The sequence below is a fragment of the Acinetobacter variabilis genome (assembly GCF_000369625.1).
Lineage (GTDB): Bacteria > Pseudomonadota > Gammaproteobacteria > Pseudomonadales > Moraxellaceae > Acinetobacter > Acinetobacter variabilis.
Window position 1 is genome coordinate 1,195,535 of the sequence record NZ_KB850113.1, and the last position, 23,124, is coordinate 1,218,658.

Genomic DNA, 23,124 nt, shown 5'->3' on the forward strand with positions numbered 1-23,124 from the left:
GCGAATTCCATTGCAATGCCGGTTTTATATAACATGCCCTATTGCTAGGACATGTTAGGTGTCACTCTGCTGAGTCACTTTTCGCTTAATCAATAATTGACCATGTTTTATAGACCATCACAATTCCCATATCCCTCAAATGAGCTGCAAGATTTGAACAGTCGGCTATTTCATGACTTTTAAACTTTGCTCACTTCCCGGGCAATGACCAAACGCTGAATATCAGATGCACCTTCATAAATCTGGCTCACTCTGACATCACGGTAAATACGTTCGACCGGGAAATCTGAGACATAACCATAACCGCCATGAATCTGAATCGCATCCGAGCAGACTCGCTCTGCAATCGTCGAAGCAAACAGTTTAGCCATGGACGCCTCTTTTAAGCATGGTAATCCTGCATCTTTAAGCGTTGCTGCATGTAAGACCAGTTGTCTTGCAGCCTCAATCTGGGTGGCCATATCTGCGAGACGGAACGCTACCGCCTGATGCTGTACCAGCTCTACACCAAAGGATTTACGTTCATTGGCATATTCAACGGCAGCATCCAGTGCAGCTCGTGCCATACCTACAGATTGTGCCGCAATCCCGATCCGGCCAGATTCCAGATTAGACAAGGCAATCTTGTAGCCTTCACCTTCTTGACCTAACAGGTTCTCAGCCGGAATCCGGCATTGATCAAAAATAATGGTCGCGGTATCGGAACAATGCTGCCCCATTTTTTCTTCCAGATTCGAGACGATATCCTGGACTATCGGTAGGTACCAAGAAACATGAGATTCCTTTTTTGCCTGCAGATTTATCTGTCACTGCAAATACCAGTGCAATCTGGGCATGCTTACCGGTGGTGATAAACTGCTTGGTGCCATTTAATACCCATTCATCACTATCTCGTTCTGCCTTACATTCCAGTGCGCTGGCATCGGAACCGGCTTGAGGTTCAGTCAGGCAGAAACACCCTAACCATTCACCGGTCGCCAGTTTAGTCAGGTATTTCTGCTTTTGTTCCTCTGTACCATAACGCTGGGTAATCCCGCAAGGTAGTGAATTCTGCACACTGACAATGGTCGAGATGGCTCCATCTCCAGCCGCGATTTCCTCAAGGGCCAGTACCAACGACACATAGTCCAGACCTGCTCCACCCCATTGTTCAGACACGGTCATGCCAAGTGCACCGAGTTCACCGAGTTCTTTCAATTCCTGTGCTGGAAATTGTGCCGTTTTATCCCTTAAACCAGCAGTGGGTTTCAGTTTTTGTTGCGAATAGTTCCGCATCATCTCCTGAATCATTTTCTGTTCGTCATTTAAAAGCACTGCGTATATCCCTTACTTATCTTTTAATTTTCCATATAGAGTGAATAAATATACCCACTCTGACTTTTGTATTTTGCTTCGTTGACTCGAACTTATTTTGGAGCCATACGGATGGCACCATCCAGACGAATCACTTCACCATTTAAATAGCTATTTTCGAAGATATGACCCACTAACTGGGCAAATTCCTGAGGTTTGGCCAGACGCGGCGGAAATGGAACCATCTGCCCCAGAGCATCTTGTACATTTTGCGGCATGCCTTTCAGCATGGGGGTTTCCATAATGCCCGGTGCAATGGTCATGACACGAATCGCTTCACGCGCCAGCTCACGTGCTAATGGCAGCGTCATCGCAACGACCGCACCTTTAGACGCAGAATAAGCTGTCTGACCAATCTGACCATCAAAGGCTGCAACTGAAGCCGTATTCACAATCACGCCACGCTCTTCTTCATCGGTTTGCAGCTCATACTTAGCGATTAAAGCCGCCGCAAAACGCAGCATATTGAATGTGCCACTTACATTGATATTCAACACTTTCTGGAACATTGCCAGTTCATGAATTCCATTACGGCCCAATACCTTGGCAGAAGGTGCAATACCAGCACAGTTCACCAAGCCATTGAGTTGGCCATACTTGTTTTCAACATGATTAAAGAAAGCTTCAACCGCCTGCTCATCCGTTACATCCAGTTGAACAAATTCAGCCTGCTCACCTAGTTGCTGTTGTAAAGCATTGCCCTGTTCCTGGTTCATATCGACCAGAATCACTTTTACACCCTGTTCTACCAGATGAGTCGCTGTGGCTGCACCCAGACCTGATGCACCACCAGTTACCACAATCACTTTTCCCTGAATTTTCATGTTAATGTCCTGTTCCTATTTTTATGACAAGCTACGACTTAATAGGCAGAGTAAACAGAGATTTTATTCTGTACAATTTCCAAATGTTGCATCTTGATTGATGCATTTGGACAATAAAAAAGGGATATCTGACTGGCTATGCAATTACCAGCCTTGGAATATAGTAAGGGAACCATTTCAATTGATCTGGTTCATGAAGCACTGCTGAATGCCAAAGCACAGCATTATGATATTGCTGCGATTCTAACTAAGGCTGCCATTCCTTTAGAAATTCTTCACTCCTCTAAAGCACGGGTGTCAGTGGCGCAATATGCCGCGCTATGGACTGCACTTGCCGATAATATGAATGACGAATTTTTTGGCATGGACAGCCATCCAATGCGCCTTGGCAGTTTCAAATTACTATCTAAAATGCTGTTACAGACCGATACGCTGGAAAAAGCTCTGCAGCAAATCCTGCAATTTTTTAATCTGATTCTGGATGATCTGCACAGCACACTGATGGTCGAGGAAAACTTTGCCTATATCGTGATCTATGACCAGAAACAGACCAAGCGCATGTTTAGTTATGCAACCTATCTAATGCTGACTCATACCCTGCTATGCTGGTTAAGCGGACAGCGGATTTTACTCAATCAGATCCAACTGAAATGTGCCGCGCCACTCGATGATTTTGATTATAAAGTCCGTTTTTGTGAACAGATTGAATATCAGGCCAGTGAAAACTATATCCAGTTTGATGCCGCTTATTTGCAGCTCCCGGTAAAACAGGATCAGACCTCCTGGTATCAGTTTATTCAGCAGACTCCACATAACCTGCTAGTTCGCTTTAAAAATCCTTATGCGCTAAGTACACAGATCCGCAAACAGCTTTTAAAAGTACCTCCGGTTGAATGGCTGGAACTAAATGAGCTTGCTTTGAAAATGAATATGTCTGAAGCCACCATGCAACGGCGTCTTAAAAATGAAGGTGTAACTTATCAACAGCTCAAAAATGAAATTCGTCGTGATACAGCCATTGAACTGTTAACCCGTACGGATCAAAGTTTGCAGGACATCAGTGATCAGCTTAACTTTCAGGAAGTCAGTGCTTTTCATCGCGCCTTTAAAAAATGGACAGGGGTTAGTCCAGGTGCCTATAGACAAAATACTACTAGATAATTTATATTTAATAAGACTTAAAAACGATTAAAATTCAGCGTATAAATTTAAATCCATATTTTCCCAACAGTTATATTTTTCAAGGCTTACAGCCCAAAAATAGAGGACTGAACGGTCATCCATAATGCTTTGCATTTCCTATTAATATAGTTTATTTTTCAATCAATCTTTAGTGTTTCACTTTTGGCTGTATTCCCTTTCCCTCTTTCCTTGTTGAAGGTATTCCCATGTTAAAGATGACTGATGTTCTTAGACAAAATCTTGTTCAAAACTTCGCCCAGGCTTTAGTTTCTTCGACCGATCTTAATGCAGAGCAATTGAATCAAGGCATCTTGAATGCGTCTGATTCTGCCCTCAAAGATGCTATTGTGCACTTCTTTAACCAGATTGATGCCATTGAAGCTGCGAAATCGCTTGAAATTCCGGCTGAGCGCATCGTTGCATTACAACAAGGTATTGCACTGAAAGATGAACAATATCTTGCTGATACCGCCAAAGTCGTGGCTCTTTGCCTGGCAATGGAAACTGGTAGCCTGGATCAAGTCGAAGTTTATGACTGCTTGCAAGACTACCCAATGTAAGCTATCCAGATTGATAAAATAGTGACTCAAAAAGCGATGCTGATGCATCGCTTTTTTATAGCACTCGTTATTTATAAAACCTCCTACTGCAAAGATGAGTAATTAGAAAAACAGCTTATCAATTTACGCCATACCATTTTTAAAATTTTATCTAAGCAAAACCTTTCTATTCTTTATTTAATAAAGTTAAATAAAAACAAATACCTATATTTAAAACTGTTAATTATTTCATTTTTTGATTTGATTATCTTTTTTTCTTTTTTGTGTGCTTATCAATTTACCGCTATGAATGTCAAAAATTTAATTCAAGATTGAGATTTTCATGAAAAAAACATTAAAAACTTCAGGTCTGACCTTACTCGGTCTTTCTATTTCTCTTTTTACTGGCTTGGCTAACGCAGCGATTCCATCTGAATTAAAATTGGACTATGCCTATTACGCACCGACCAGTCTGGTGGTCAAAGAACAGAAACTGCTAGAAAAAGCTTTACCAAAAACCAAGATTAAATGGGTATTTAGCCAAGGCAGTAACCGTTCACTCGAATATCTCAATAGCGGTAGCACAGATTTTGCTTCTACTGCAGGTTTAGCAGCAGTGCTTAGCCGTGCCAATCGTAGCCCGATTAAAACAGTTTATATCCAGAGCCAGCCTGAATGGACAGCACTGGTGGTTAATAAAGATTCGAATATCAAATCACTGAAAGATCTGAAAGGTAAAAAGATTGCTGCCACAAAAGGTACAGATCCTTTCTTATTTATCCTACAAGCCTTAGATACGATTGGTTTGGGCAAGCGCGATGTAGAGCTCGTTCATTTACAGCATCCGGATGGTAAGACTGCGTTGGAGCGTAAACAGGTCGATGCCTGGGCAGGTCTTGATCCTTTAATGGCATCTGCGCAGGCGCAGTCAGGTGCCAAATTGCTGTATCGCAATGTCAGTTTTAATTCTTATAGTGTACTCAGCGTAAAAGACCAGTTTGCCAAATCCAGTCCGGAAGCGATTGAAGCTGTGATTAGAGCTTATGAACAGGCACGTAAATGGGCTAAAGCCAATCCCGACAAACTGGCTGAACTTCTGGCACGTGAAGCCAAGCTTCCGATTGAAGTCGCTAAACTTCAACTCAGCCGTACCAATCTAGATCAGAATATTCCAACCACCAAACATACGGGTGCATTACAAAAAGCCGGTCGTATCCTGACGGAAGAAGAACTGGTTCGTAAAGGAACCAATGTCAATCAGGTCGTGACTCAATTATTTGATGCCCGCTATGCAAAAAAGGTTGTAACTAAGTAATGGCTATACGGAAAAGCATCTCGGACCAGTTTAGCGTGGAAGAACAGCCAAAATCCACTGTGCTACCACGCAGTATTTCGCTAATCAAGGCCCTCACCCTGCCTGTAATTTTTATTGTATTGGTAGAAATACTGGTCCGTAATGGCGTGATCGAACCTTATTTATTGCCTGCACCGAGTAGCCTGTTTCAGTCCTTTACTGAACTGGCTGAGGGCAATTTATGGCAACACATTTGGACCAGTAGCTGGCGAGTTTTTCTTGGCTTTGGGATTGGTAGTGGATTAGGGCTGATTTTTGCAATCCTAGTGGGGCTAAATAGACATGCAGAAGATTTTCTGGAACCAACGTTTTCTGCGATTAAATCTATTCCAAGTCTAGCCTGGATTCCTTTACTCCTGCTTTGGTTAGGGATTGATGAATCTTCAAAAATCACCTTGATCGCAATTGGTGGCTTCTTCCCGACCTATACCAATACTGTGGCTGCAATTCAGGGTGTGGATCGTAAACTGATTGAAGTCGCAAAAGTCTATCGCCTGAAATACTGGCAACAGGTTCAGCAGATTGTATTGCCTGCTGCCTCACCAGGAATATTGACTGGCTTAAGGAATAGTCTGAGTTTGTCCTGGATGTTTATGATTGCGGCTGAATTGATTGCTGCCACTCAAGGGATTGGCTATCTGCTCAGTGATGGTCGTGAAACTTCACGTCCGGATATTGTGATTATTGCGATTATCCTGTTAGCAGTCCTAGGCAAAATCACCGATAGCATTATGAAGTTGTTTGAAAATCGCTTACTGCGTTGGCGGGATGTGATTAAAAAGTCATAATTTATTTAATAAAAGTATTAGAAAAGCGACCTATCTAGGCCGCTTTTTTATTAAATCAAGCTTTAGAAATTAATGCGGCCACTGACCTAAAGTTACCCGATCATTGCCGCCATAGTCTTTCACTGTACGGACCTGTTTATAACCAGCTTGAGTAAACAGATGACGAACCGCATCGCCCTGATCATAGCCGTGCTCAAGCACAACCCAGCCATTTACGGTCAGATGTTTTTTGGCTTGCTGAATAATCATCTCAATATCAGCCAGACCATTTTTGTCTGAAACCAGCGCACGTTCCGGCTCAGTTGCCAGATCTGGCATATGCTCATCGTCTGCATCAATATACGGTGGATTAGATACAATCGCATCAAAGAACTGCCGACCAAATGGTTTAAGCCATGAACCAAGGATAAATTGCACCTGATCCAAATCATGCTGTTCTGCATTATATTTGGCAACTTCCAGTGTAGGTTCATAAATATCCGAAGCTGTTACAGACCAGTTCGGGCGCTCAGACGCCAGTGACAAGGCAATGGCGCCTGTACCAGTCCCCAAGTCAACAATTCGCGCATCTTCCGGCAAGTCTAATTTCAGGACTGTTTCGACCAGCACTTCGGTATCCGGGCGTGGCACTAAAGTATCTTTGGTGACTTTAAGATCCAGTGTCCAGAATGGTTGTGAGCCTGTGACATAGGCCAATGGCTCACCGGCAGCAATCCTTGCCAGGCTTTCGACATAGGCCTGTTCCTGTTCAGGCGTTAACTGCTGGTCTTTTTTCATTACCAGATCAAAAGCATCGATCTTGGTAATGTGTTCCAACAGCCAGGCATTTTCCTGACGTTCATAACTTTCAGGTTCACCACGTAAAGCCAGTGCTTCTTGAATGTTCATTAGCCACCATTCTGCTGTGCAAGCATGGCCAGCTGATCAGCCTGATATTCACGATGCAGACTGTCTAATAGCTCAGTCAGATCACCTTCCATCACAGCATCCAGCTTATATAAAGTCAGGTTAATACGGTGATCAGTCATACGGCCTTGTGGATAGTTATAAGTGCGAATACGTTCTGAACGGTCACCCGAACCGACTAGGTCACGGCGCATTTCAGAAGTCGCTGCATCTGCTGCGGCACGTTTGGCATTTTCCAGACGTGAAACCAACAAGGCCATCGCTTTGGCTTTGTTTTTATGCTGTGAACGTTCATCCTGACATTCCACCACCGTACCGGTTGGAATGTGCGTAATACGCACCGCAGAGTCAGTTTTGTTAATGTGCTGACCACCGGCACCTGATGCGCGGTAAGTGTCGATACGCAAGTCAGCCGGATTAATGTCGACTGATGTATCTACATCCACTTCTGGAAGAATCGCTACCGTACACGCTGAGGTATGTACACGACCTTGCGACTCTGTCGCAGGTACACGTTGTACACGATGCACCCCACTTTCAAATTTCAGGCGACCATAAACGCCTTCACCATTCACCAGGCAGATGACTTCTTTATAGCCACCATGCTCACCTTCATTTTCAGACAGGATTTCAATACGCCAGCCTTGAGATTCCGCATACTTGCTATACATACGGAATAAATCACCTGAGAAGATTGCCGCTTCATCACCACCAGTTCCGGCACGGATTTCCAAATAAGCAGAGTTAGCATCATTCGGATCTTTTGGGATCATCAGGATATTTAGTTCAGCTTCAAGCTGTTCGATCAGAGCTTTATTTTCCTTGATCTCTTCCTGCGCCATTTCCTTAAAGTCAGGATCAGACAGCATGGCTTGCGCAGTTTCAATATCTTCTTCAGCCTGTTTGTACTTGGTCCAAACGCTGGTAATCTCGGTTAAATCATTATGCTCACGTGATAACTGGCGAAAACGCTTGTTGTCCGAAATCACTTCAACATCTGCCAATAACGCAGTCAATTCTTCATGACGGTCAGAGAGTTGGTCTAATCGTAAACGTAACGATTCTTTCATTTTCTAAAAAATCTCAAACATAAGGCTGTGACTAAACAGTGATTTAGCACAGCGAAATCAAAAAATTGCGCCTAGTTTAACGATTCTCTGGGTCAATGAACATCATTATTCAGTAAGTCAGTGCTTAGATGCAGCGATGTCACCGCTGTTTGTTAATAAATATAAATAAAATCTTCAGTTTTGGATTTTTTCTGCTCAATTTGATCCTTATTTATTTCTCATTTTACAAATTGGCAAATAAACACATTAAATATGGAGGTAGATCTTCACATTCTTTTGGGCATAATTTGTTACATTTTCTGCGTCGAAATACACTAACATATGAAAGTCCTATCAGGGACACGGAGTTACAACATGAAACTCAATGCAATTTTACTGAGCGCTGCAATGGCTGCAGGCTCAATGATGACAGTGAGTGCGCATGCAGACAGTACTGCACGTGTGGCAGCAGCAAGTGCTTTAGGTAGCGTTGCTGGTACTGCACTGGGCAAAAACATGGGGGGCAACACCGGCGCAACAATTGGTGCCGCTTTAGGTGGTGCTGCTGTTGCAAGTAACAAGAAAAACCGTACTGAATCTGCCATTGGTGGTGCTTTAGGTGGCGGTGCTGGTTATACCGTAGGTAAAAACATGGGCGGTTCTAATGGCGGCTATATCGGTTCAGCACTTGGTGCTGCGGGTGGTGCAGCATTAGGTAATAAAGTTTCTAAAGATAAAGCAGCCGATCGTGCCAAAGCGAATCGTGCTAAACACTGGAAAAAACGTCACCGTTAATTTCCTGCCCTCAGGCTCTTTAAATTCGACGCTACATTTAACATTAAAAGCACCTGTTTGGGTGCTTTTTTTATTGTACATTCAACACATCCAAATTCATGTAATACATCAACTTATTCGAACAAGATCATGAATAAATTAAGGAGATAAAAATCACAATTCGCCAACACTGCCTCCATGCTATTTGACGGTTGCTAGATTAAATTTATCTCATCAACAAATACAGCTAGATATATAAAAGGTGTACTCATGAATTACAAATCTCTAATGATCGCTGTTGTAGCAACCTCAGCCATGGGTATGACAGCCGCCAATGCCGGAAATACAACGAATACGGCTTTAGCTTCTGCTTTGGGTGGTGTCGTTGGTGCCGCAGTGGGCAATAAAATGGGTGGTACAACTGGCGCAACAATCGGTTCTGCGATTGGCGGTGGTGCTGGTGCCGCAGTAGCAGCGAATAAACGTGACCGTAATGGCGCGATTATCGGTGGTGCTTTAGGTGGTGGTGCCGGTTATGCCGTAGGTAAAAATATGGCGGGTTCTAATGGCGGCTTAATTGGTGCTGCATTAGGTTCTGCAGGTGGTTCTGCCCTTGGTAAAAAAGTCAGCGAAGACCGTCGTTATGATGACCGTTATGACCGTCGCTATAGTTCAAAAAACTATCGTACTAGCAATTACCGTTATAACCACCGTCGCTAAGATTTCCTCTAATTACTTTTCCTCCTTGAATAAGCATCTTCGGATGCTTATTTTTTTGCCTGTTATTTCGATTTACATATATATCGATTTTTTTCGATATACAAATACAATGCAAAGTCGTATGCTCTTAGTCATGTTTATTCAAGAGTAATATTATGCGTACGCTTACCGATACCCAGTTCTCTATTCTCGAACTGGTTCCAGTTCGTGACGATAAGACCATTCAATTCTCCCTGCAACATGCGCTGGAACTGGCTCAGACCGCAGAACGTCTAGGTTATAGCCGGATGTGGCTGGCCGAGCATCATAATATGGATGGTATTGCCAGCTCAGCGACCGCCGTGCTCTTAGGCTATTTACTGGCAAATACCAATAGCATCAAACTTGGCTCTGGTGGCATTATGCTGCCAAACCACGCTCCACTAGTAGTAGCAGAACAGTTCGGCACATTAGCAACTCTATATCCAGATCGTATTGAACTGGGGCTGGGTCGTGCTCCGGGTACCGATCAAATGACCATGCGTGCTTTGCGTCGTGGCCGCCAGGAAACTGAAGATCAGTTCCCGCAGGATGTTTTAGAAATTCTGCAATACTTTAAAGATCCGATTCTAGGCCAACGCATTGTGGCAACTCCAGGCCAAAGCACACATGTACCTGTGTGGTTATTAGGTTCGAGCCTGTTTAGCGCACAACTGGCAGCAAAACTTGGTCTACCTTATTCTTTTGCCTCTCACTTTGCTCCGCGTATGCTTGGTCAAGCGATTCAGCTGTATCGGGACAATTTCGAACCGTCTGAATATCTGGATCGTCCTTATGTTTCTATGGGCGTACCAACTTGTGTGGCAGATACAGATGAAGAAGCTGAATATCTGGCAACAAGTGCTTACCAACGTGTCCTTGCCCTGATTCGCGGTCAAAGCCTGAAATTGAAAGCACCGATCGATTCTATGGAAGGACTCTGGTCACCACCTGAAAAAATGTCTGTCGATAATTTCTTTGCCATGGCACAGGTGGGTTCTAAAGAAACTGTTAAAGCCGGTCTGGAAGCACTCCTAGCAAAATATGATGTAGATGAGTTTATCTTCACCTGTGATATCTATGACACAGAGAAACGTCTGCATAATTTTGAATTGCTGATGCAGATCAAAAACGGGCAATAATGCTGTCTTACTTTGCCTAATTTATTCTTATCTATATACCTATTCTTCGGAATGGGTATATTTTTTTAAATTGTGTTTGAAGATTTTAACTTTCTAACTGGATAAATTCATATCTAAGATAGATCTCCTGCTCTTTACTACATCTATCTCCCATTAAAAATACAATAGAAAAAAGAATGACTGTCTAAGTTAAATTTTGAACTTTACCGCTCTAGGGCTTTTGTTAATATCTATAACAAAGCAAATAAGACCAATTATTAAATAATTTTAAGGAAAAACAATGTCCACCAAGCAGGATGCACACGCGGGTATATTTGAGAATCGTCCCGAGAATTTCCAGCATTTTACTGGCATTAAAGTGCCCTCTTCCCAGCTCGCTGAACTTGACTGTACTGGAAAAGATATTGCGATTATTGGTACGGATCAATTTACCGTAAGCCAGCTCAACAAGATTAGCCAGCAAGCTCACTCAGTAAAAGTTTTTCAGATTAATCCGCAATTTGTATTGCCAGGTACTGAACGTGGTTTGCAGCGGTTATTAAATCACCCCTTAATCATTAAAAATCGACGCCTGTTTAATAACCGGATTAAAAGCATTTTGTCATTACGTTATCTGGAAAATCAGGTACAGAATTTATGGCTCAGACGCCAGCTTATGCCAAATCTTGCGACCACATCCAAAGTTTATCTTAAATCAGACCACTATTATGCTGCTCTGCAACGTGAAAATTGCCAGCTGATTACCTGGCCTATTGCAAAAATTTCCGAAAATAGTATTCATTGTATTAATGGAGATGAACATCAGGTTGAGCTAATTGTGTATACTTTTTAATCAGCAAGTTAATGTGTTTTTAGCTCATGAGATTAGAAATTCGGAGTGTATTTGGGAAAATTTGACGCTGAAAGATTGAATTGTTTAGCTCATTGAAGAGCAAATAAGCTTAAAAACCAACTACTGCATTTTTTATTAAAATAATGAATATTTCAATCACTTATACTATTCATATTTTATTTCTATGAAAGTAATATTTTTATTAATTTTTATCTATAAATCAGAGCCAAACGAAGTCTGGCTCTGAATTGTTTTTAGCCAATTCGACGTTTTAGTCCTGTCATCTGTAAGACACGAGTTGAGATTTCTTCAATCGACATTTCCGAGACATTTAGATACTTAATCCCTTCCGAAATATAGATGCCTTCAATTGCACGCAGTTCCATCTGGCACTGGCTAAAGCTGGCATAACGGCTGTTGGCCTTACGTTCCGTACGGATTGCAACCAGACGCTCTGCATCAATCATCAGACCAAAAAGCTTGTTTTTATGCGGTCTTAGCACTGCTGGCAGGCGGTTATCGTCCAGATCTTCTTCAGTTAGCGGATAGTTCGCTACACGAATTCCAAATTGCAAAGATAAATAAATTGAGGTCGGAGTTTTACCGGAACGCGATACGCCAATCAGGATCAGATCAGCCTTATCATAGTGACGCGTACGCGCACCATCATCATTGTCGAGCGCAAAATGTACGGCATCAATACGTGCCTTATAGGACTCGGAATCGGTCACCGCATGGGTCTGACCGACTAAAGTCGTAGGTTCAGTACCAAGCTCTTCTGATAATTTGCTTATAAGCCCTTCAAAAACATCAAGATTTACTGCATTTGCAGTATTAATAATGTCTCTTACATAGGGATCCACCAACGTATCGAAAACCAAAGGTTTTTGACCATCTTTTTGGGCACGTTCATTGATCTCTGTGACCACATTCATGGCCGCTTCTTCAGAGCTAATATAAGGGATAATATGAATGTCAAAATCCACATGCGGAAACTGTGCTAACAGCGAGTGGCCAAGGGTTTCAGCAGTAATGGCAGTACCATCGGAAATAAAAAACACACTCCGCTGAATTTGTTTACCTTCTGACATTAAAATTCTCCTCAAACATTTGTCTTAGTACTATATAATCTTTATAGTAAACCGATCTTACATGACTGTCGCTTAGTAAAATCAAAAACCTAGAAGATTTGCTATACTCTCATGCCAAGATAGTGATTAATACTGCAAAAGTGGAGTAACAACTTTGGAAGCGCGCGTAATTGGTCTAGAAAAATTAGGGAAGCACGATGTTGAGCTTGTAGGTGGGAAAAACTCATCTCTGGGCGAAATGATCAGCCACTTATCTAATGCTGGTGTATCAGTACCAGGTGGCTTCGCAACAACAGCTGCTGCTTATCGTGAATTTCTCGAGCAAAGTGGCCTAAACGCTAAAATCAATGCAGAGCTTGCTGCACTTAACGTTGATGACGTCAATGCACTTGCTGAAACTGGTGCAAAGATTCGTCAATGGATTGTGGAAACTCCACTTACTGCTGAACTGGAAAAGGAAATTCGTGCAGCTTTTGCAGAACTTTCAAACGGCAACCCTGATATCGCGGTTGCCGTTCGTTCATCTGCGACTGCAGAAGACTTACCTGATGCTTCTTTCGCAGGTCAGCAAGAAACCTTCCTGAATATTCGTGGTATCGACAACGTTCTGATCGCGATCAAAGAAGTGTTTGCATCTTTGTACAACGACCGCGCGATCTCTTACCGTGTACACCAAAACTTTGCGCATGACGTGGTTGCTCTTTCTGCTGGCATACAACGTATGGTTCGCTCAGAAACTGGTGCTGCTGGTGTAATGTTCACTTTAGATACTGAATCAGGCTTCCGTGATGCAGTATTCATTACAGCTTCTTATGGCTTGGGTGAAATGGTGGTTCAAGGTGCAGTAAACCCGGATGAATTCTATATTTCAAAACCGCTTCTAAACGCAGGCAAACATGCTGTACTGCGCCGCAACTTAGGTTCTAAACACCAGAAAATGATTTATGGTGAAGAAGCAGCTGCAGGTAAATCAGTTGTTGTGGTGGATGTAGAGAAAGCAGATCGTCAACAATTTGCATTGAACGATCACGAACTGCAAGAATTGGCTAAACAAGCACTGATCATTGAAAACCACTACGGTTCTCCAATGGACATCGAGTGGGCTAAAGACGGTGATGACGGTAAAATCTACATCGTTCAGGCGCGCCCTGAAACTGTGAAGAGCCGTGAAAATGTTGGCACGATGGAACGCTACCTGCTAAAACAACGTGGTACTGTAATCTGTGAAGGCCGTTCCATCGGTCAACGTATCGGTTCTGGTAAAGTCCGCATCGTAACTTCAATTAAAGAAATGGACAAAGTACAAGACGGTGATGTACTTGTATCTGACATGACTGACCCGGATTGGGAACCAGTGATGAAACGTGCTGCTGCGATTGTAACTAACCGTGGTGGTCGTACTTGTCACGCTGCGATCATCGCACGTGAACTTGGGGTTCCAGCTATCGTAGGTTGTGGTAATGCAACCGAAGTCCTGGTTGACGGTCAGGAAGTAACTGTATCTTGTGCTGAAGGTGATACTGGTTTCATCTACGAAGGTGCGCTTGATTTCGAAATCCAAACCAATTCTATCGAATCTATGCCAAAACTTCCGTTCAAAATCATGATGAACGTAGGTAACCCGGATCGTGCATTTGACTTCGCGCAAATTCCGAACGAAGGTATTGGTCTTGCTCGTCTAGAGTTCATCATCAACCGTATGATCGGTGTGCATCCTAAAGCATTATTGAACATCGACAGTCTGCCACGTGAAACTCGTGCTGCTGTACTTGCTCGTACTGCAGGTTATGCATCTCCAATCGAATTCTATATAGAAAAACTGGTTGAAGGTATCTCTACTCTTGCTGCTGCGTTCGCTGACAAACCAGTGATCGTACGTATGTCTGACTTCAAGTCAAACGAATACGCTAACCTGATCGGCGGTAAACTGTACGAACCTGAAGAAGAAAACCCAATGTTGGGCTTCCGTGGTGCAAGCCGTTATGTATCTGACAACTTCCGTGACTGCTTCGAACTTGAATGCCGCGCACTAAAAAAAGTTCGTGACGAAATGGGTCTAACTAACGTTCAAATCATGATCCCGTTTGTACGTACTGTTGCTGAAGCTAAACGTGTTATTGAGCTATTAGGTCAAAACGGTCTGAAACGTGGTGAAAATGGTCTTAAAGTGATCATGATGTGTGAATTGCCAACTAACGCTTTGTTAGCTGAACAGTTCCTTGAACACTTCGATGGTTTCTCTATCGGTTCAAATGACTTAACTCAGTTAACGCTTGGTCTGGACCGTGACTCAGGTATCGTTTCTCACCTATTTGATGAACGTGATCCAGCAGTAAAAGCGCTTCTTTCTATGGCCATCCATGCTTGCCGTAAAGCCGGTAAATATGTAGGTATCTGTGGCCAAGGTCCTTCTGACCACCCAGATCTTGCACAATGGCTGATGGAACAAGGTATTGAATCTGTATCTCTTAACCCAGACTCAGTATTGGATACCTGGTTCTTCCTGTCTGAAGAGAAAGCTCAAAAAGCTTAATTAACTCTTTAAAAAAAGACCCTTTCATAGGGTCTTTTTTTTATGTTCTCAATATTACCTAGATATTAAACCTCTTGCGAAAGTATTATTTTCGACTATTTTAGACTTTGATATTTATTTAAAAATCAACGTTTATCACTGATTAAATTTTGACCAACGCAAGAGGTCTATTATCTTAATTATATTTATAGTTAAGTGATTAATCATATGTTTTTTGATTTAACAGAAATCAAATTATTTATATAAGTATAAGCTTCTTAGTGCAATGACAAACAAATACCAACAAACAGCATGATAAAAAATTGCATAATTAAATTTAAGTGAATTTTCACATCTTGATAGCAAAATCATCAATCCTTGCTACACTGTCTCAATTATGGAGGAATTTGGTGATGAACATTCTTGAAAATCCTAAACTTATCCATATATTACACTTATATTCTTTTATTTGTTTTCAGCCTGAAAATACTTAAACTCCGAGTTCAATTTTTGTCTAAATTTATATTTTTGAGATTCAGTTTATATGCAGATTTACTTGGCACGAAATAATCAACAAGCTGGCCCATATACGCTCGAGCAATTAAATCAGATGCTTGCCAACCAACAAGTACTTCTGACTGATTTGGCTTGGCATCAAGGTATGACCGAATGGAAGGCTTTAGGTGAACTCACCCAAGGGAAACTGATTTATCAACCTGAAGGCTATGTAGCACCAGAAACGCCAGCAACACCGACCTATCAGGTTCCACAGAACGCAAATGAGTCAAGTACAGACAATCTTCGTGCCCGCAGTTCTCAAAATGTTGTAGCAAAAAAAGAACTGGCGAGTATTCCAAGCCGTATTTTAGCCAAGATCGTTGACCTGCTTTTATGGCTGCCTGCGACGTTTATTTTGACCGCATTTTTTACTCCTGAACAGGAAACTCAGTTCGCACAACTGAATCAGGAGTTCATGAATGTGATGTTAAGTAGTGATGCTGACCCTGCTTTGGCACAGCAGCTACAGACTCAGATGTTTGACATGTTTTCACAGCAGGCATGGATTGCGACTGCAATTTACCTGGTGATCATGCTCGCTATTCAGGCTTTTCTGATTGCCAAATCGGGTCAAAGTATCGGTAAAAAACTGACTAAAATTAAGATTGTAGATGCAGAGACTGGTGAAAAAACCAGCTTGATGCGTGCTTTCACTATTCGCAGTGTGTTCTTTATTTTCCTGAATATTATCTTCATGCCACTCAGCACAATCATTGACTGGGCGTTCGGTTTAGGGAAAAAACGTCAAACCGTGCACGATAAACTGGCAAAAACCCAAGTCGTTAAACAATAATTAGTCCTGCCATAAAATGGGATGTTTTGGCATCCCATTTTCCTACATAACTTTGAAATTACAATAAAATTCCTATAAATATTCTTGAAATCCGACCGACAAAATCGGTTTTTATTACAGTCATTTAAAGCACCTTTATATATAGCTTAGTTTGGCAATATCAGGCATAATGCCCTACAACGTAGCGGTGTATTATGATTAGAAGGGTGTTTTGTAAAAAAACGGCCTTTTTTATCATGCGACACTTTAATCGCTATCCCATATTAAATTAGGGAATGGGACTCTTCACCGAGGTTGTAAAATGAGACAAACGATTTTAGCTGTATTGTCTTTATCAACGATGGCTGCACTTTTAACAGGGTGTGGTGGTGATCTAGTACTTCTGAACTCTAAGGGTCCAGTTGCTGAAGGCCAAAGTAGCCTGATGATGACTGCGATTTACTTAATGCTGTTGGTGGTAATTCCATCAATTATCATGGCATTATGGTTCGGTTGGAAATATCGCGCATCGAATAAAGACGCAGACTATAAACCTACATGGGCACACTCTACTGCGATTGAAATTGTAGTTTGGGGTATCCCTGTCATTATTATTGGTATTTTAGCTTGGTTAACTTGGTGGGGTTCCCACAAGTACGACCCATACCGCCCACTTGAGGCAGATAAAGCACCATTAACCGTTCAGGTTATTGCTGAACAGTTCAAATGGATCTTCATCTACCCAGAACAAAACATTGCGACTGTAAACGAAATTCGCTTCCCAGAGAAAACTCCGGTAAGTCTTCGTTTGACTTCTAACTTCACGATGAACTCATTCTTCATCCCTGCGTTAAGTGGTCAGATCTATGCAATGGCGGGTATGCAAACTCACCTGAACTTAATGGCAGACGAAACTAGCCCAGCTGAAGGCTACCGCGGTTTTTCTTCTAACTATTCAGGCTATGGCTTCTCACAAATGCGCTTCCGTGCACATGCTGTGACTGATGCTCAGTTTGCTGAATGGGTAGCTGCAGTTAAAGCAGGTAACGGTACTTCAGTAAATCCAGAAGCAGTTCAAAAAACTGTTTTAGACCAAGCTGAATTTGCAAGCTTGCGTGACGGTAACCGTGGTAAACACCAAATCGAAGCGATTATTGCAAAAGCTACAACTCCTGAAGAGAAGGCTGCTGCTGAAGCAATGAAGCCTTACCCAACTAAGCCACATCCAGTGACTTACTACTCTTCTGTTGAGCAAGGTTTGTTTGAATCTGTGATCAATAACTACATGAGTAACTATCACGGTGCTGATCACTCAGCGTCTTCTGTTGCTCACCAGGAAGCAGCTGCTTCTGAAGCACATGTAGATGTTGAACATGCGACTGCTTCTCAAGGAGAATAATTCATGAGCTTCTTAGGTAAGTTAGGTCCAGATGCAATTCCGTACGATCCAATCGTACTGGTAACTGTTGCAATGATGATCTTAGGTGGTATCGCAGTTGTTGCGGGTATTACCTACTTCAAAAAATGGGGCTACCTGTGGAACGAATGGTTCACATCTGTAGACCATAAAAAAATTGGTATCATGTATATCTTTGTATCAGTGGTCATGCTGGTACGTGGTTTCGCCGATGCGATCATGATGCGTCTTCAGCAGTTCCTTGCAAAAGGTGGCGGCGAAGGCTACTTGCACCCAGAACACTATGACCAGATCTTCACCGCACACGGTGTGATCATGATCTTCTTCGTGGCAATGGGTCTTGTTGTTGGTTTAATGAACATCTCTGTACCGCTTCAAATCGGTGCACGTGACGTTGCATTCCCATTATTGAACTCTCTAAGCTTCTGGTTGTTTGCTGGTGCTGCAGGTTTGATGATGGCTTCACTTGCTCTAGGTGAATTCGCTGCGACTGGTTGGATGGCTTATCCTCCACTATCAGGCATTGAATACTCTCCTGGCGTCGGTGTGGATTACTATATCTGGGCACTGCAGATTTCAGGTCTGGGTACGCTATTAACGGGTGTTAACTTCTTCGTTACCATCATCAAAATGCGTGCGCCTGGCATGAAACTGATGGAAATGCCAATCTTTACCTGGACATCTTTATGTACAGCAGTATTGATTATCGCAGCATTCCCAGTGTTGACTGCTACTATTGCAATGCTGTCTCTTGACCGTTACTTCGGCTTCCACTTCTTCACAAATGAGCTAGGCGGTAGCCCAATGCTTTATGTGAACTTGATTTGGACTTGGGGTCACCCAGAAGTATACATTCTGGTATTGCCAGCATTTGGTATTTACTCTGAAGTTGTATCGACTTTCGCTCGTAAAGCATTGTTCGGTTACAAATCAATGGTGTATGCAACAGTTGCAATTACAGTATTGTCATTCGTTGTATGGGTTCACCACTTCTTTACCATGGGTGCAGGTGCCAACGTTAACGCGTTCTTCGGTATCATGACCATGATTATTGCGATTCCTACTGGTGTGAAAATCTTCTCTTGGTTGTTCACCATGTACAAGGGTCGTATCGTTTACACTACCCCAATGCTATGGACACTTGGCTTCCTTGTGACCTTTGGTATCGGTGGTTTAACAGGTGTATTGATGGCGGTTCCACCAGCGGACTTCCTGGTACACAACTCTTTATTCCTGATCGCTCACTTCCATAACGTAATTATTGGTGGTGTAGTATTCGCTATGTTCGCGGGTATCATTTTCTACTGGCCGAAAATGTTCGGTTGGAGACTGAATGAGACTTGGGGTAAAGCAGCATTCTGGTTCTGGTTCTTCGGTTTCTACTTTGCATTCATGCCACTTTATATCCTTGGTTTCATGGGTATGACTCGTCGTCTGAATACATTTGATAACCCAGACTGGGATCCGTATGTAAACATCGCAATGTTCGGTGCAGTTCTTGTTGCACTTGGTATTGTATGTTTCATCATGCAAATCGTTGTTGGTTTCCTACAACGCGATCAACGTCTAGATTTGACTGGCGATCCATGGGATGGTCGTACGCTTGAATGGGCTACATCTTCTCCTGCTCCGTTCTATAACTTTGCTCATCTTCCAAAGATCAATGGTATTGATACTTTCTGGATCGAGAAAGAAAACGGTGTTGCTTATGCAAAACCTACGAAGTACGAAGATATCCATATGCCGACTAACCGTGCTGCTGGTTTCATTATCGCAATGTTCATCACTGTTATGGGCTTCGCGTTAATCTGGCACATCTGGTGGCTAGTAGCGGTTACTTTCGTAGCAGCTATCATCAGCTTCATCGTGTCTTCTTTCACCAAGAAAGTGGATTACTATGTTCCTGCTGCTGAAGTTGAGCGTATTGAAGGTGAACGTTATGCGATCCTTGAAAAACACTTGAAGAAGGACTAAGACCATGGCTGAAGTACTTCATCACGATAACCACGGGCACGATGAGCATCATCATCACGATGATACTGACATCACTGTCTTTGGTTTCTGGACTTACTTGATGAGTGACCTTATCCTTTTCGGTACACTCTTCATTGCATTCGCTGTTTTAAGTAGCCACGTTCCATTAGGCACTCCAAGCGCGCGTGATCTGTTTGGTGATTCATTAGGCTTCGTTTTAACTGAAACGTTTGCCCTCTTGATCTCTTCCGTAACTTTTGGTTTTGCCGTTCTAGCTGCCTACAAGAAAAACGTTGGTCAGGTTCTTACCTGGTTAGCGATCACTTGGTTATTCGGTGCTGCCTTTATCGGTATGGAACTTTATGAGTTCAATCATTTAGTTCATGCTGGTCATGGCCCTAGCACTTCTGCGTTCCTGTCTTCGTTCTTTACGTTGGTAGGTACGCACGGTATCCACGTGACTTCAGGTTTGGTATGGATGATCGTGTTAATGATTCAAATCAAGAAATATGGTTTGACTCTACCTAACACTCGTCGTCTTGCGTGCCTAAGCTTGTTCTGGCACTTCCTTGACATCGTATGGATCTGTGTATTCAGCGTAGTTTACTTGATGGGAGTTCTATAATGAGTCATGATCATAACGCTGCTGGCGAATCACACGGTAACATGAAGCAATATACTGTTGGCTTCATCCTGTCTGTTGTCCTTACTGTAATTCCATTCGGTATGGTCATGACAGGTGGTTTTAGCCGCGGTATCTTGATTACTGCTATTGCAATTACTGCAGTCGCTCAGATTCTTGTGCAATTAATTTACTTCTTGCACATGAACTCTTCTTCAGAGCAACGCTGGAACGTAATTGCATTTGTGTATACCATCTTAACCATCGCTATTCTTTTAGTGGGTTCTGTATGGATCATGAACTACCTACACTACAATATGATGATCTAAACTGGTTGTCATGCTGAAAAAGTATTTATTCCTGACTAAGCCAGGAATTCTCTTCGGTAACTTTGTTACCACTTTGGGTGGCTACTTCGTAGCCACTCAAGGTTCTGTAGATTTCCTTCTCCTGCTTCTTACTCTTATTGGTACTACTCTCGTAGTAGCATCAGGATGCGTGGTCAATAACGTTATTGATCAGGACATCGACCAAAAAATGCAGCGCACGCAAAATCGCGCACTTGTCAAAAAAACCATTTCTGTACCTGTTGCTCTCGCCTTTGCTTTTGTACTGGGTGTAATCGGTTTTGGCATTTTATGGTTCTGGGTAAATGCATACGCTTTCCTATTCGCAGTTATTGGTTTTGTCGTATACGTTGGTTTTTACAGCTTATGGACAAAACGAACAACTATTCACCAAACACTGGTAGGCAGTATTTCTGGCGCAGCACCGCCTGTGATCGGTTATACCGCAGTTGCAAGTCAGTTTGACTTAGGTGCCCTTTTAATTTTTCTAGGGTATGCACTCTGGCAAATGCCTCATTCATGGGGAATTGCAGTTTACCGTTTTGAAGATTACAAAAATGCAGGCATTCCAATTCTGCCTGTCGCCCGTTCAATTCGACGTACCAAGATCGAATCTTTGATCTACGTGATATTGTTCGGAATCACCATGAATGCTCTATTTGTTTATGGTTATGCAAACTGGATTTATCTGGTGGTATTGAATCTGATGACGCTTTACTGGATCTATCTCAGTATTCAGGGCTTTAAAGCTGAAGATGATCAGGCATGGGCAAAACAGTATTTCATGTTCTCGGTCAAACTGATTACCGTGATCAGTATTATTTTCAGTTTTACTTCTACTGCCCCGCAGAATCCAATCATATTTTTTTAAAAAGATAGAGTTTTACTCTATCTTTTTTATTTCTTCTGCTAAATAAATAATTCCCTTAAAGCCAATTTAAAGTAACTGTGTTTCTTCCAGAAATTTCCTTCTTGTAAATTTTTTCATTAACTTCCTTATCTGCTTAAACATTCATCATCTGGCAAGATTTGCTTGTATTTCAGCCCCAAAACCACTAAACTTCACGCTTCGCATATTATGCGACACAACCAAGGTTGTGACTCCTTGCTTCAATTTCACTTAAATTGGGGCTGTTTAAACCGTAAGGAGCTGACAATGCGTCACTACGAAATCGTACTATTGGTACATCCAGACCAAAGCGATCAAGTTGTGGGTATGGTAGAACGTTACCTGACTCACATCAAAGAAGCTGAAGGTCAAATCCACCGTCTTGAAGACTGGGGCCGTCGTCAATTGGCTTACCCAATCAACAAGATCCACAAAGCTCACTACATTCTTATGAATGTTGAGTGTGGTCAAACTACTCTTGATGAGCTAGAAGAATTGTTCCGTTATAACGATGCAATCATTCGTAGCCTTATCATCCGTCGTGAAAACGCTATCACTGAAGAGTCACTATTGGCTAAGAGTGCTGAAGAAAAACGTGCGCGTAAAGCTCAACGTGAAGAAGCACAACAAGCTCAAGACTCTGCTGAAGCATAAGGAGAACCTAACATGGCACGTTTTTACCGTCGTCGCAAGTTCTGCCGCTTTACAGCTGAGAACGTTACGTACATCGACTACAAAGATATCGACACTTTAAAACAGTACATCACTGAAAACGGCAAGATTGTTCCTAGCCGTATTACAGGTACTAAAGCTCGTTACCAACGTCAGCTAGCACTTGCTATCAAACAAGCTCGCTACTTGTCTTTGATCCCTTACACTGACAATCATAAGTGAGGTTGAGCTGTGGATATTATCTTATTACAACGCATTAAAAACCTTGGTAAACTTGGTGATAAAGTTTCAGTTAAAGCTGGTTACGGTCGTAACTACTTGATCCCTCAAGGTAAAGCAGTTGCAGCTACTGAAGCTAACACTGCTGCTTTTGAAGCTCGTCGTGCTGAACTTGAGAAACAAGAAGCTGAAGTATTAGCTGCTGCTCAAGCACGTGCTGACCAATTGAACGAAGTTAACATCGTAATCACTGCGAAAGCTGGTGATGAAGGTAAACTGTTCGGTTCAATCGGTACTCGTGACATCGCTGACGCGTTGACAAATGCTGGTCTTACAGTTGACCGTGCTGAAGTTCGTCTTCCAAATGGCGCGCTTCGCAACACTGGTGAATTCAACATCGCAATTCAATTGCACCATGATGTTGCTGCAGAAGTTCTGGTTACTATCGTAGCTGAGTAATTTCTCACCGAAAAAAGGGCATGCTTTGGCATGCTCTTTTTTTATCTGTAAAAAATATAATCTGCTCAACAGTAAAAAATTCAATTTATTCTTCGCGTTCACAAAAAATTG

22 protein-coding genes and 1 pseudogene are annotated in these 23,124 nt (G+C 42.4%); 18 read left to right on the forward strand and 5 right to left on the reverse strand.

All coding sequences use genetic code 11. The features are described 5' to 3' along the window. Nucleotides 1-179: 179 nt before the first annotated feature. Nucleotides 180-1,314: pseudogene (locus F897_RS11430) on the reverse strand (acyl-CoA dehydrogenase family protein). Nucleotides 1,315-1,406: 92 nt separating this feature from the next. Further along, nucleotides 1,407-2,177 (reverse strand): 3-hydroxyacyl-CoA dehydrogenase, encoded by a 771-nt coding sequence (locus tag F897_RS11435; protein WP_005235995.1) that lies wholly within the window; start codon nt 2,175-2,177, stop codon nt 1,407-1,409. A 138-nt stretch (nt 2,178-2,315) separates the two neighbouring features. Here F897_RS11435 and F897_RS11440 point away from each other — a divergent pair, with 138 nt between their 5' ends. From F897_RS11440 to F897_RS11455, 4 genes are all read left to right on the forward strand, one after another. Beyond that, the gene (locus F897_RS11440; protein ID WP_005235997.1) at nt 2,316-3,338 is read left to right on the forward strand and encodes an AraC family transcriptional regulator; all 1,023 of its coding nucleotides are present in this window, start codon (nt 2,316-2,318) and stop codon (nt 3,336-3,338) included. 227 nt (nt 3,339-3,565) lie between these two features. After that, complete coding sequence (locus F897_RS11445; protein WP_005235999.1) at nt 3,566-3,919, forward strand: hypothetical protein; 354 nt, start codon at nt 3,566-3,568, stop codon at nt 3,917-3,919. Nucleotides 3,920-4,241: 322 nt separating this feature from the next. Continuing rightward, the gene (locus tag F897_RS11450; RefSeq protein WP_005236001.1) at nt 4,242-5,213 is read left to right on the forward strand and encodes an aliphatic sulfonate ABC transporter substrate-binding protein; all 972 of its coding nucleotides are present in this window, start codon (nt 4,242-4,244) and stop codon (nt 5,211-5,213) included. Continuing rightward, entirely contained in the window at nt 5,213-6,040 is an 828-nt protein-coding gene (locus F897_RS11455; RefSeq protein ID WP_005236003.1) for an ABC transporter permease, read from the forward strand. The genes F897_RS11450 and F897_RS11455 overlap by 1 nt, the downstream gene beginning before the upstream one ends. Before the next feature lie 69 nt (nt 6,041-6,109). Here the strand turns inward: F897_RS11455 and prmC are convergent, their stop codons facing one another. Together prmC and prfA are read right to left on the reverse strand one after the other, a co-directional pair. Continuing rightward, nucleotides 6,110-6,928: a peptide chain release factor N(5)-glutamine methyltransferase gene (gene prmC, locus F897_RS11460; RefSeq protein WP_005236005.1), complete on the reverse strand. Its 819-nt coding sequence runs from the start codon at nt 6,926-6,928 to the stop codon at nt 6,110-6,112. Then, the gene (prfA, locus tag F897_RS11465) at nt 6,928-8,016 is read right to left on the reverse strand and encodes a peptide chain release factor 1 (protein ID WP_005236006.1); all 1,089 of its coding nucleotides are present in this window, start codon (nt 8,014-8,016) and stop codon (nt 6,928-6,930) included. Before prfA ends, prmC begins: the two co-directional genes overlap by 1 nt. A 354-nt stretch (nt 8,017-8,370) precedes the next feature. Between prfA and F897_RS11470 the strand changes: the two genes are divergently transcribed. From F897_RS11470 to F897_RS11485, 4 genes are all read left to right on the forward strand, one after another. Continuing rightward, the gene (locus tag F897_RS11470) at nt 8,371-8,790 is read left to right on the forward strand and encodes a glycine zipper 2TM domain-containing protein (protein ID WP_005236008.1); all 420 of its coding nucleotides are present in this window, start codon (nt 8,371-8,373) and stop codon (nt 8,788-8,790) included. Nucleotides 8,791-9,039: 249 nt separating this feature from the next. Beyond that, nucleotides 9,040-9,489 (forward strand): hypothetical protein, encoded by a 450-nt coding sequence (locus tag F897_RS11475; protein ID WP_004783858.1) that lies wholly within the window; start codon nt 9,040-9,042, stop codon nt 9,487-9,489. A gap of 155 nt (nt 9,490-9,644) precedes the next feature. Then, complete coding sequence (locus F897_RS11480; RefSeq protein WP_005236011.1) at nt 9,645-10,649, forward strand: LLM class flavin-dependent oxidoreductase; 1,005 nt, start codon at nt 9,645-9,647, stop codon at nt 10,647-10,649. A 280-nt stretch (nt 10,650-10,929) separates the two neighbouring features. After that, complete coding sequence (locus F897_RS11485) at nt 10,930-11,481, forward strand: NAD(P)/FAD-dependent oxidoreductase (RefSeq protein ID WP_005236013.1); 552 nt, start codon at nt 10,930-10,932, stop codon at nt 11,479-11,481. A gap of 254 nt (nt 11,482-11,735) precedes the next feature. Here F897_RS11485 and ppsR read toward each other — a convergent pair whose 3' ends face one another. Further along, entirely contained in the window at nt 11,736-12,572 is an 837-nt protein-coding gene (gene ppsR, locus F897_RS11490; RefSeq protein WP_004783863.1) for a posphoenolpyruvate synthetase regulatory kinase/phosphorylase PpsR, read from the reverse strand. A gap of 154 nt (nt 12,573-12,726) precedes the next feature. Between ppsR and ppsA the strand changes: the two genes are divergently transcribed. The 10 genes from ppsA (at nt 12,727) to rplI (ending at nt 23,013) form a co-directional block, all read left to right on the forward strand. Further along, nucleotides 12,727-15,105, forward strand: a complete 2,379-nt coding sequence (ppsA, locus tag F897_RS11495) for a phosphoenolpyruvate synthase (RefSeq protein ID WP_005236015.1) — start codon at nt 12,727-12,729, stop codon at nt 15,103-15,105. 523 nt (nt 15,106-15,628) lie between these two features. Continuing rightward, nucleotides 15,629-16,435 carry an RDD family protein gene (locus tag F897_RS11500; protein ID WP_005236018.1) on the forward strand — a complete coding sequence of 269 codons (807 nt, stop codon included), beginning with the start codon at nt 15,629-15,631 and terminating at the stop codon, nt 16,433-16,435. 301 nt (nt 16,436-16,736) lie between these two features. Continuing rightward, nucleotides 16,737-17,813: a ubiquinol oxidase subunit II gene (gene cyoA, locus F897_RS11505; RefSeq protein WP_005236020.1), complete on the forward strand. Its 1,077-nt coding sequence runs from the start codon at nt 16,737-16,739 to the stop codon at nt 17,811-17,813. Between the two features lie 3 nt (nt 17,814-17,816). After that, entirely contained in the window at nt 17,817-19,805 is a 1,989-nt protein-coding gene (cyoB, locus tag F897_RS11510; protein WP_005236022.1) for a cytochrome o ubiquinol oxidase subunit I, read from the forward strand. A gap of 4 nt (nt 19,806-19,809) precedes the next feature. Beyond that, nucleotides 19,810-20,430: a cytochrome o ubiquinol oxidase subunit III gene (cyoC, locus tag F897_RS11515; RefSeq protein WP_004783873.1), complete on the forward strand. Its 621-nt coding sequence runs from the start codon at nt 19,810-19,812 to the stop codon at nt 20,428-20,430. After that, the gene (locus F897_RS11520; RefSeq protein WP_171065470.1) at nt 20,427-20,756 is read left to right on the forward strand and encodes a cytochrome o ubiquinol oxidase subunit IV; all 330 of its coding nucleotides are present in this window, start codon (nt 20,427-20,429) and stop codon (nt 20,754-20,756) included. Before cyoC ends, F897_RS11520 begins: the two co-directional genes overlap by 4 nt. A 10-nt stretch (nt 20,757-20,766) precedes the next feature. Then, nucleotides 20,767-21,645, forward strand: a complete 879-nt coding sequence (cyoE, locus tag F897_RS11525) for a heme o synthase (protein WP_005236026.1) — start codon at nt 20,767-20,769, stop codon at nt 21,643-21,645. Between the two features lie 285 nt (nt 21,646-21,930). Further along, complete coding sequence (gene rpsF / locus F897_RS11530) at nt 21,931-22,317, forward strand: 30S ribosomal protein S6 (RefSeq protein WP_004696436.1); 387 nt, start codon at nt 21,931-21,933, stop codon at nt 22,315-22,317. 12 nt (nt 22,318-22,329) lie between these two features. Then, complete coding sequence (gene rpsR, locus F897_RS11535; protein ID WP_004278792.1) at nt 22,330-22,557, forward strand: 30S ribosomal protein S18; 228 nt, start codon at nt 22,330-22,332, stop codon at nt 22,555-22,557. A 9-nt stretch (nt 22,558-22,566) separates the two neighbouring features. Further along, nucleotides 22,567-23,013: a 50S ribosomal protein L9 gene (gene rplI / locus F897_RS11540; protein WP_004783880.1), complete on the forward strand. Its 447-nt coding sequence runs from the start codon at nt 22,567-22,569 to the stop codon at nt 23,011-23,013. Nucleotides 23,014-23,124 lie beyond the last annotated feature (111 nt).

Coding starts and splice junctions, on each gene's coding strand:
- F897_RS11470 (WP_005236008.1), top strand. CDS start 8,371: ATGAAACTCAATGCAATTTTACTGAGCGCTGCAATGGCTGCAGGCTCA.
- ppsR (WP_004783863.1), bottom strand. CDS start 12,572: ATGTCAGAAGGTAAACAAATTCAGCGGAGTGTGTTTTTTATTTCCGAT.
- F897_RS11455 (WP_005236003.1), top strand. CDS start 5,213: ATGGCTATACGGAAAAGCATCTCGGACCAGTTTAGCGTGGAAGAACAG.
- rpsF (WP_004696436.1), top strand. CDS start 21,931: ATGCGTCACTACGAAATCGTACTATTGGTACATCCAGACCAAAGCGAT.
- cyoB (WP_005236022.1), top strand. CDS start 17,817: ATGAGCTTCTTAGGTAAGTTAGGTCCAGATGCAATTCCGTACGATCCA.
- cyoA (WP_005236020.1), top strand. CDS start 16,737: ATGAGACAAACGATTTTAGCTGTATTGTCTTTATCAACGATGGCTGCA.
- F897_RS11435 (WP_005235995.1), bottom strand. CDS start 2,177: ATGAAAATTCAGGGAAAAGTGATTGTGGTAACTGGTGGTGCATCAGGT.
- rpsR (WP_004278792.1), top strand. CDS start 22,330: ATGGCACGTTTTTACCGTCGTCGCAAGTTCTGCCGCTTTACAGCTGAG.
- cyoC (WP_004783873.1), top strand. CDS start 19,810: ATGGCTGAAGTACTTCATCACGATAACCACGGGCACGATGAGCATCAT.
- F897_RS11450 (WP_005236001.1), top strand. CDS start 4,242: ATGAAAAAAACATTAAAAACTTCAGGTCTGACCTTACTCGGTCTTTCT.
- F897_RS11440 (WP_005235997.1), top strand. CDS start 2,316: ATGCAATTACCAGCCTTGGAATATAGTAAGGGAACCATTTCAATTGAT.
- prfA (WP_005236006.1), bottom strand. CDS start 8,016: ATGAAAGAATCGTTACGTTTACGATTAGACCAACTCTCTGACCGTCAT.
- F897_RS11500 (WP_005236018.1), top strand. CDS start 15,629: ATGCAGATTTACTTGGCACGAAATAATCAACAAGCTGGCCCATATACG.
- prmC (WP_005236005.1), bottom strand. CDS start 6,928: ATGAACATTCAAGAAGCACTGGCTTTACGTGGTGAACCTGAAAGTTAT.
- F897_RS11480 (WP_005236011.1), top strand. CDS start 9,645: ATGCGTACGCTTACCGATACCCAGTTCTCTATTCTCGAACTGGTTCCA.
- F897_RS11475 (WP_004783858.1), top strand. CDS start 9,040: ATGAATTACAAATCTCTAATGATCGCTGTTGTAGCAACCTCAGCCATG.
- F897_RS11485 (WP_005236013.1), top strand. CDS start 10,930: ATGTCCACCAAGCAGGATGCACACGCGGGTATATTTGAGAATCGTCCC.
- F897_RS11445 (WP_005235999.1), top strand. CDS start 3,566: ATGTTAAAGATGACTGATGTTCTTAGACAAAATCTTGTTCAAAACTTC.
- cyoE (WP_005236026.1), top strand. CDS start 20,767: ATGCTGAAAAAGTATTTATTCCTGACTAAGCCAGGAATTCTCTTCGGT.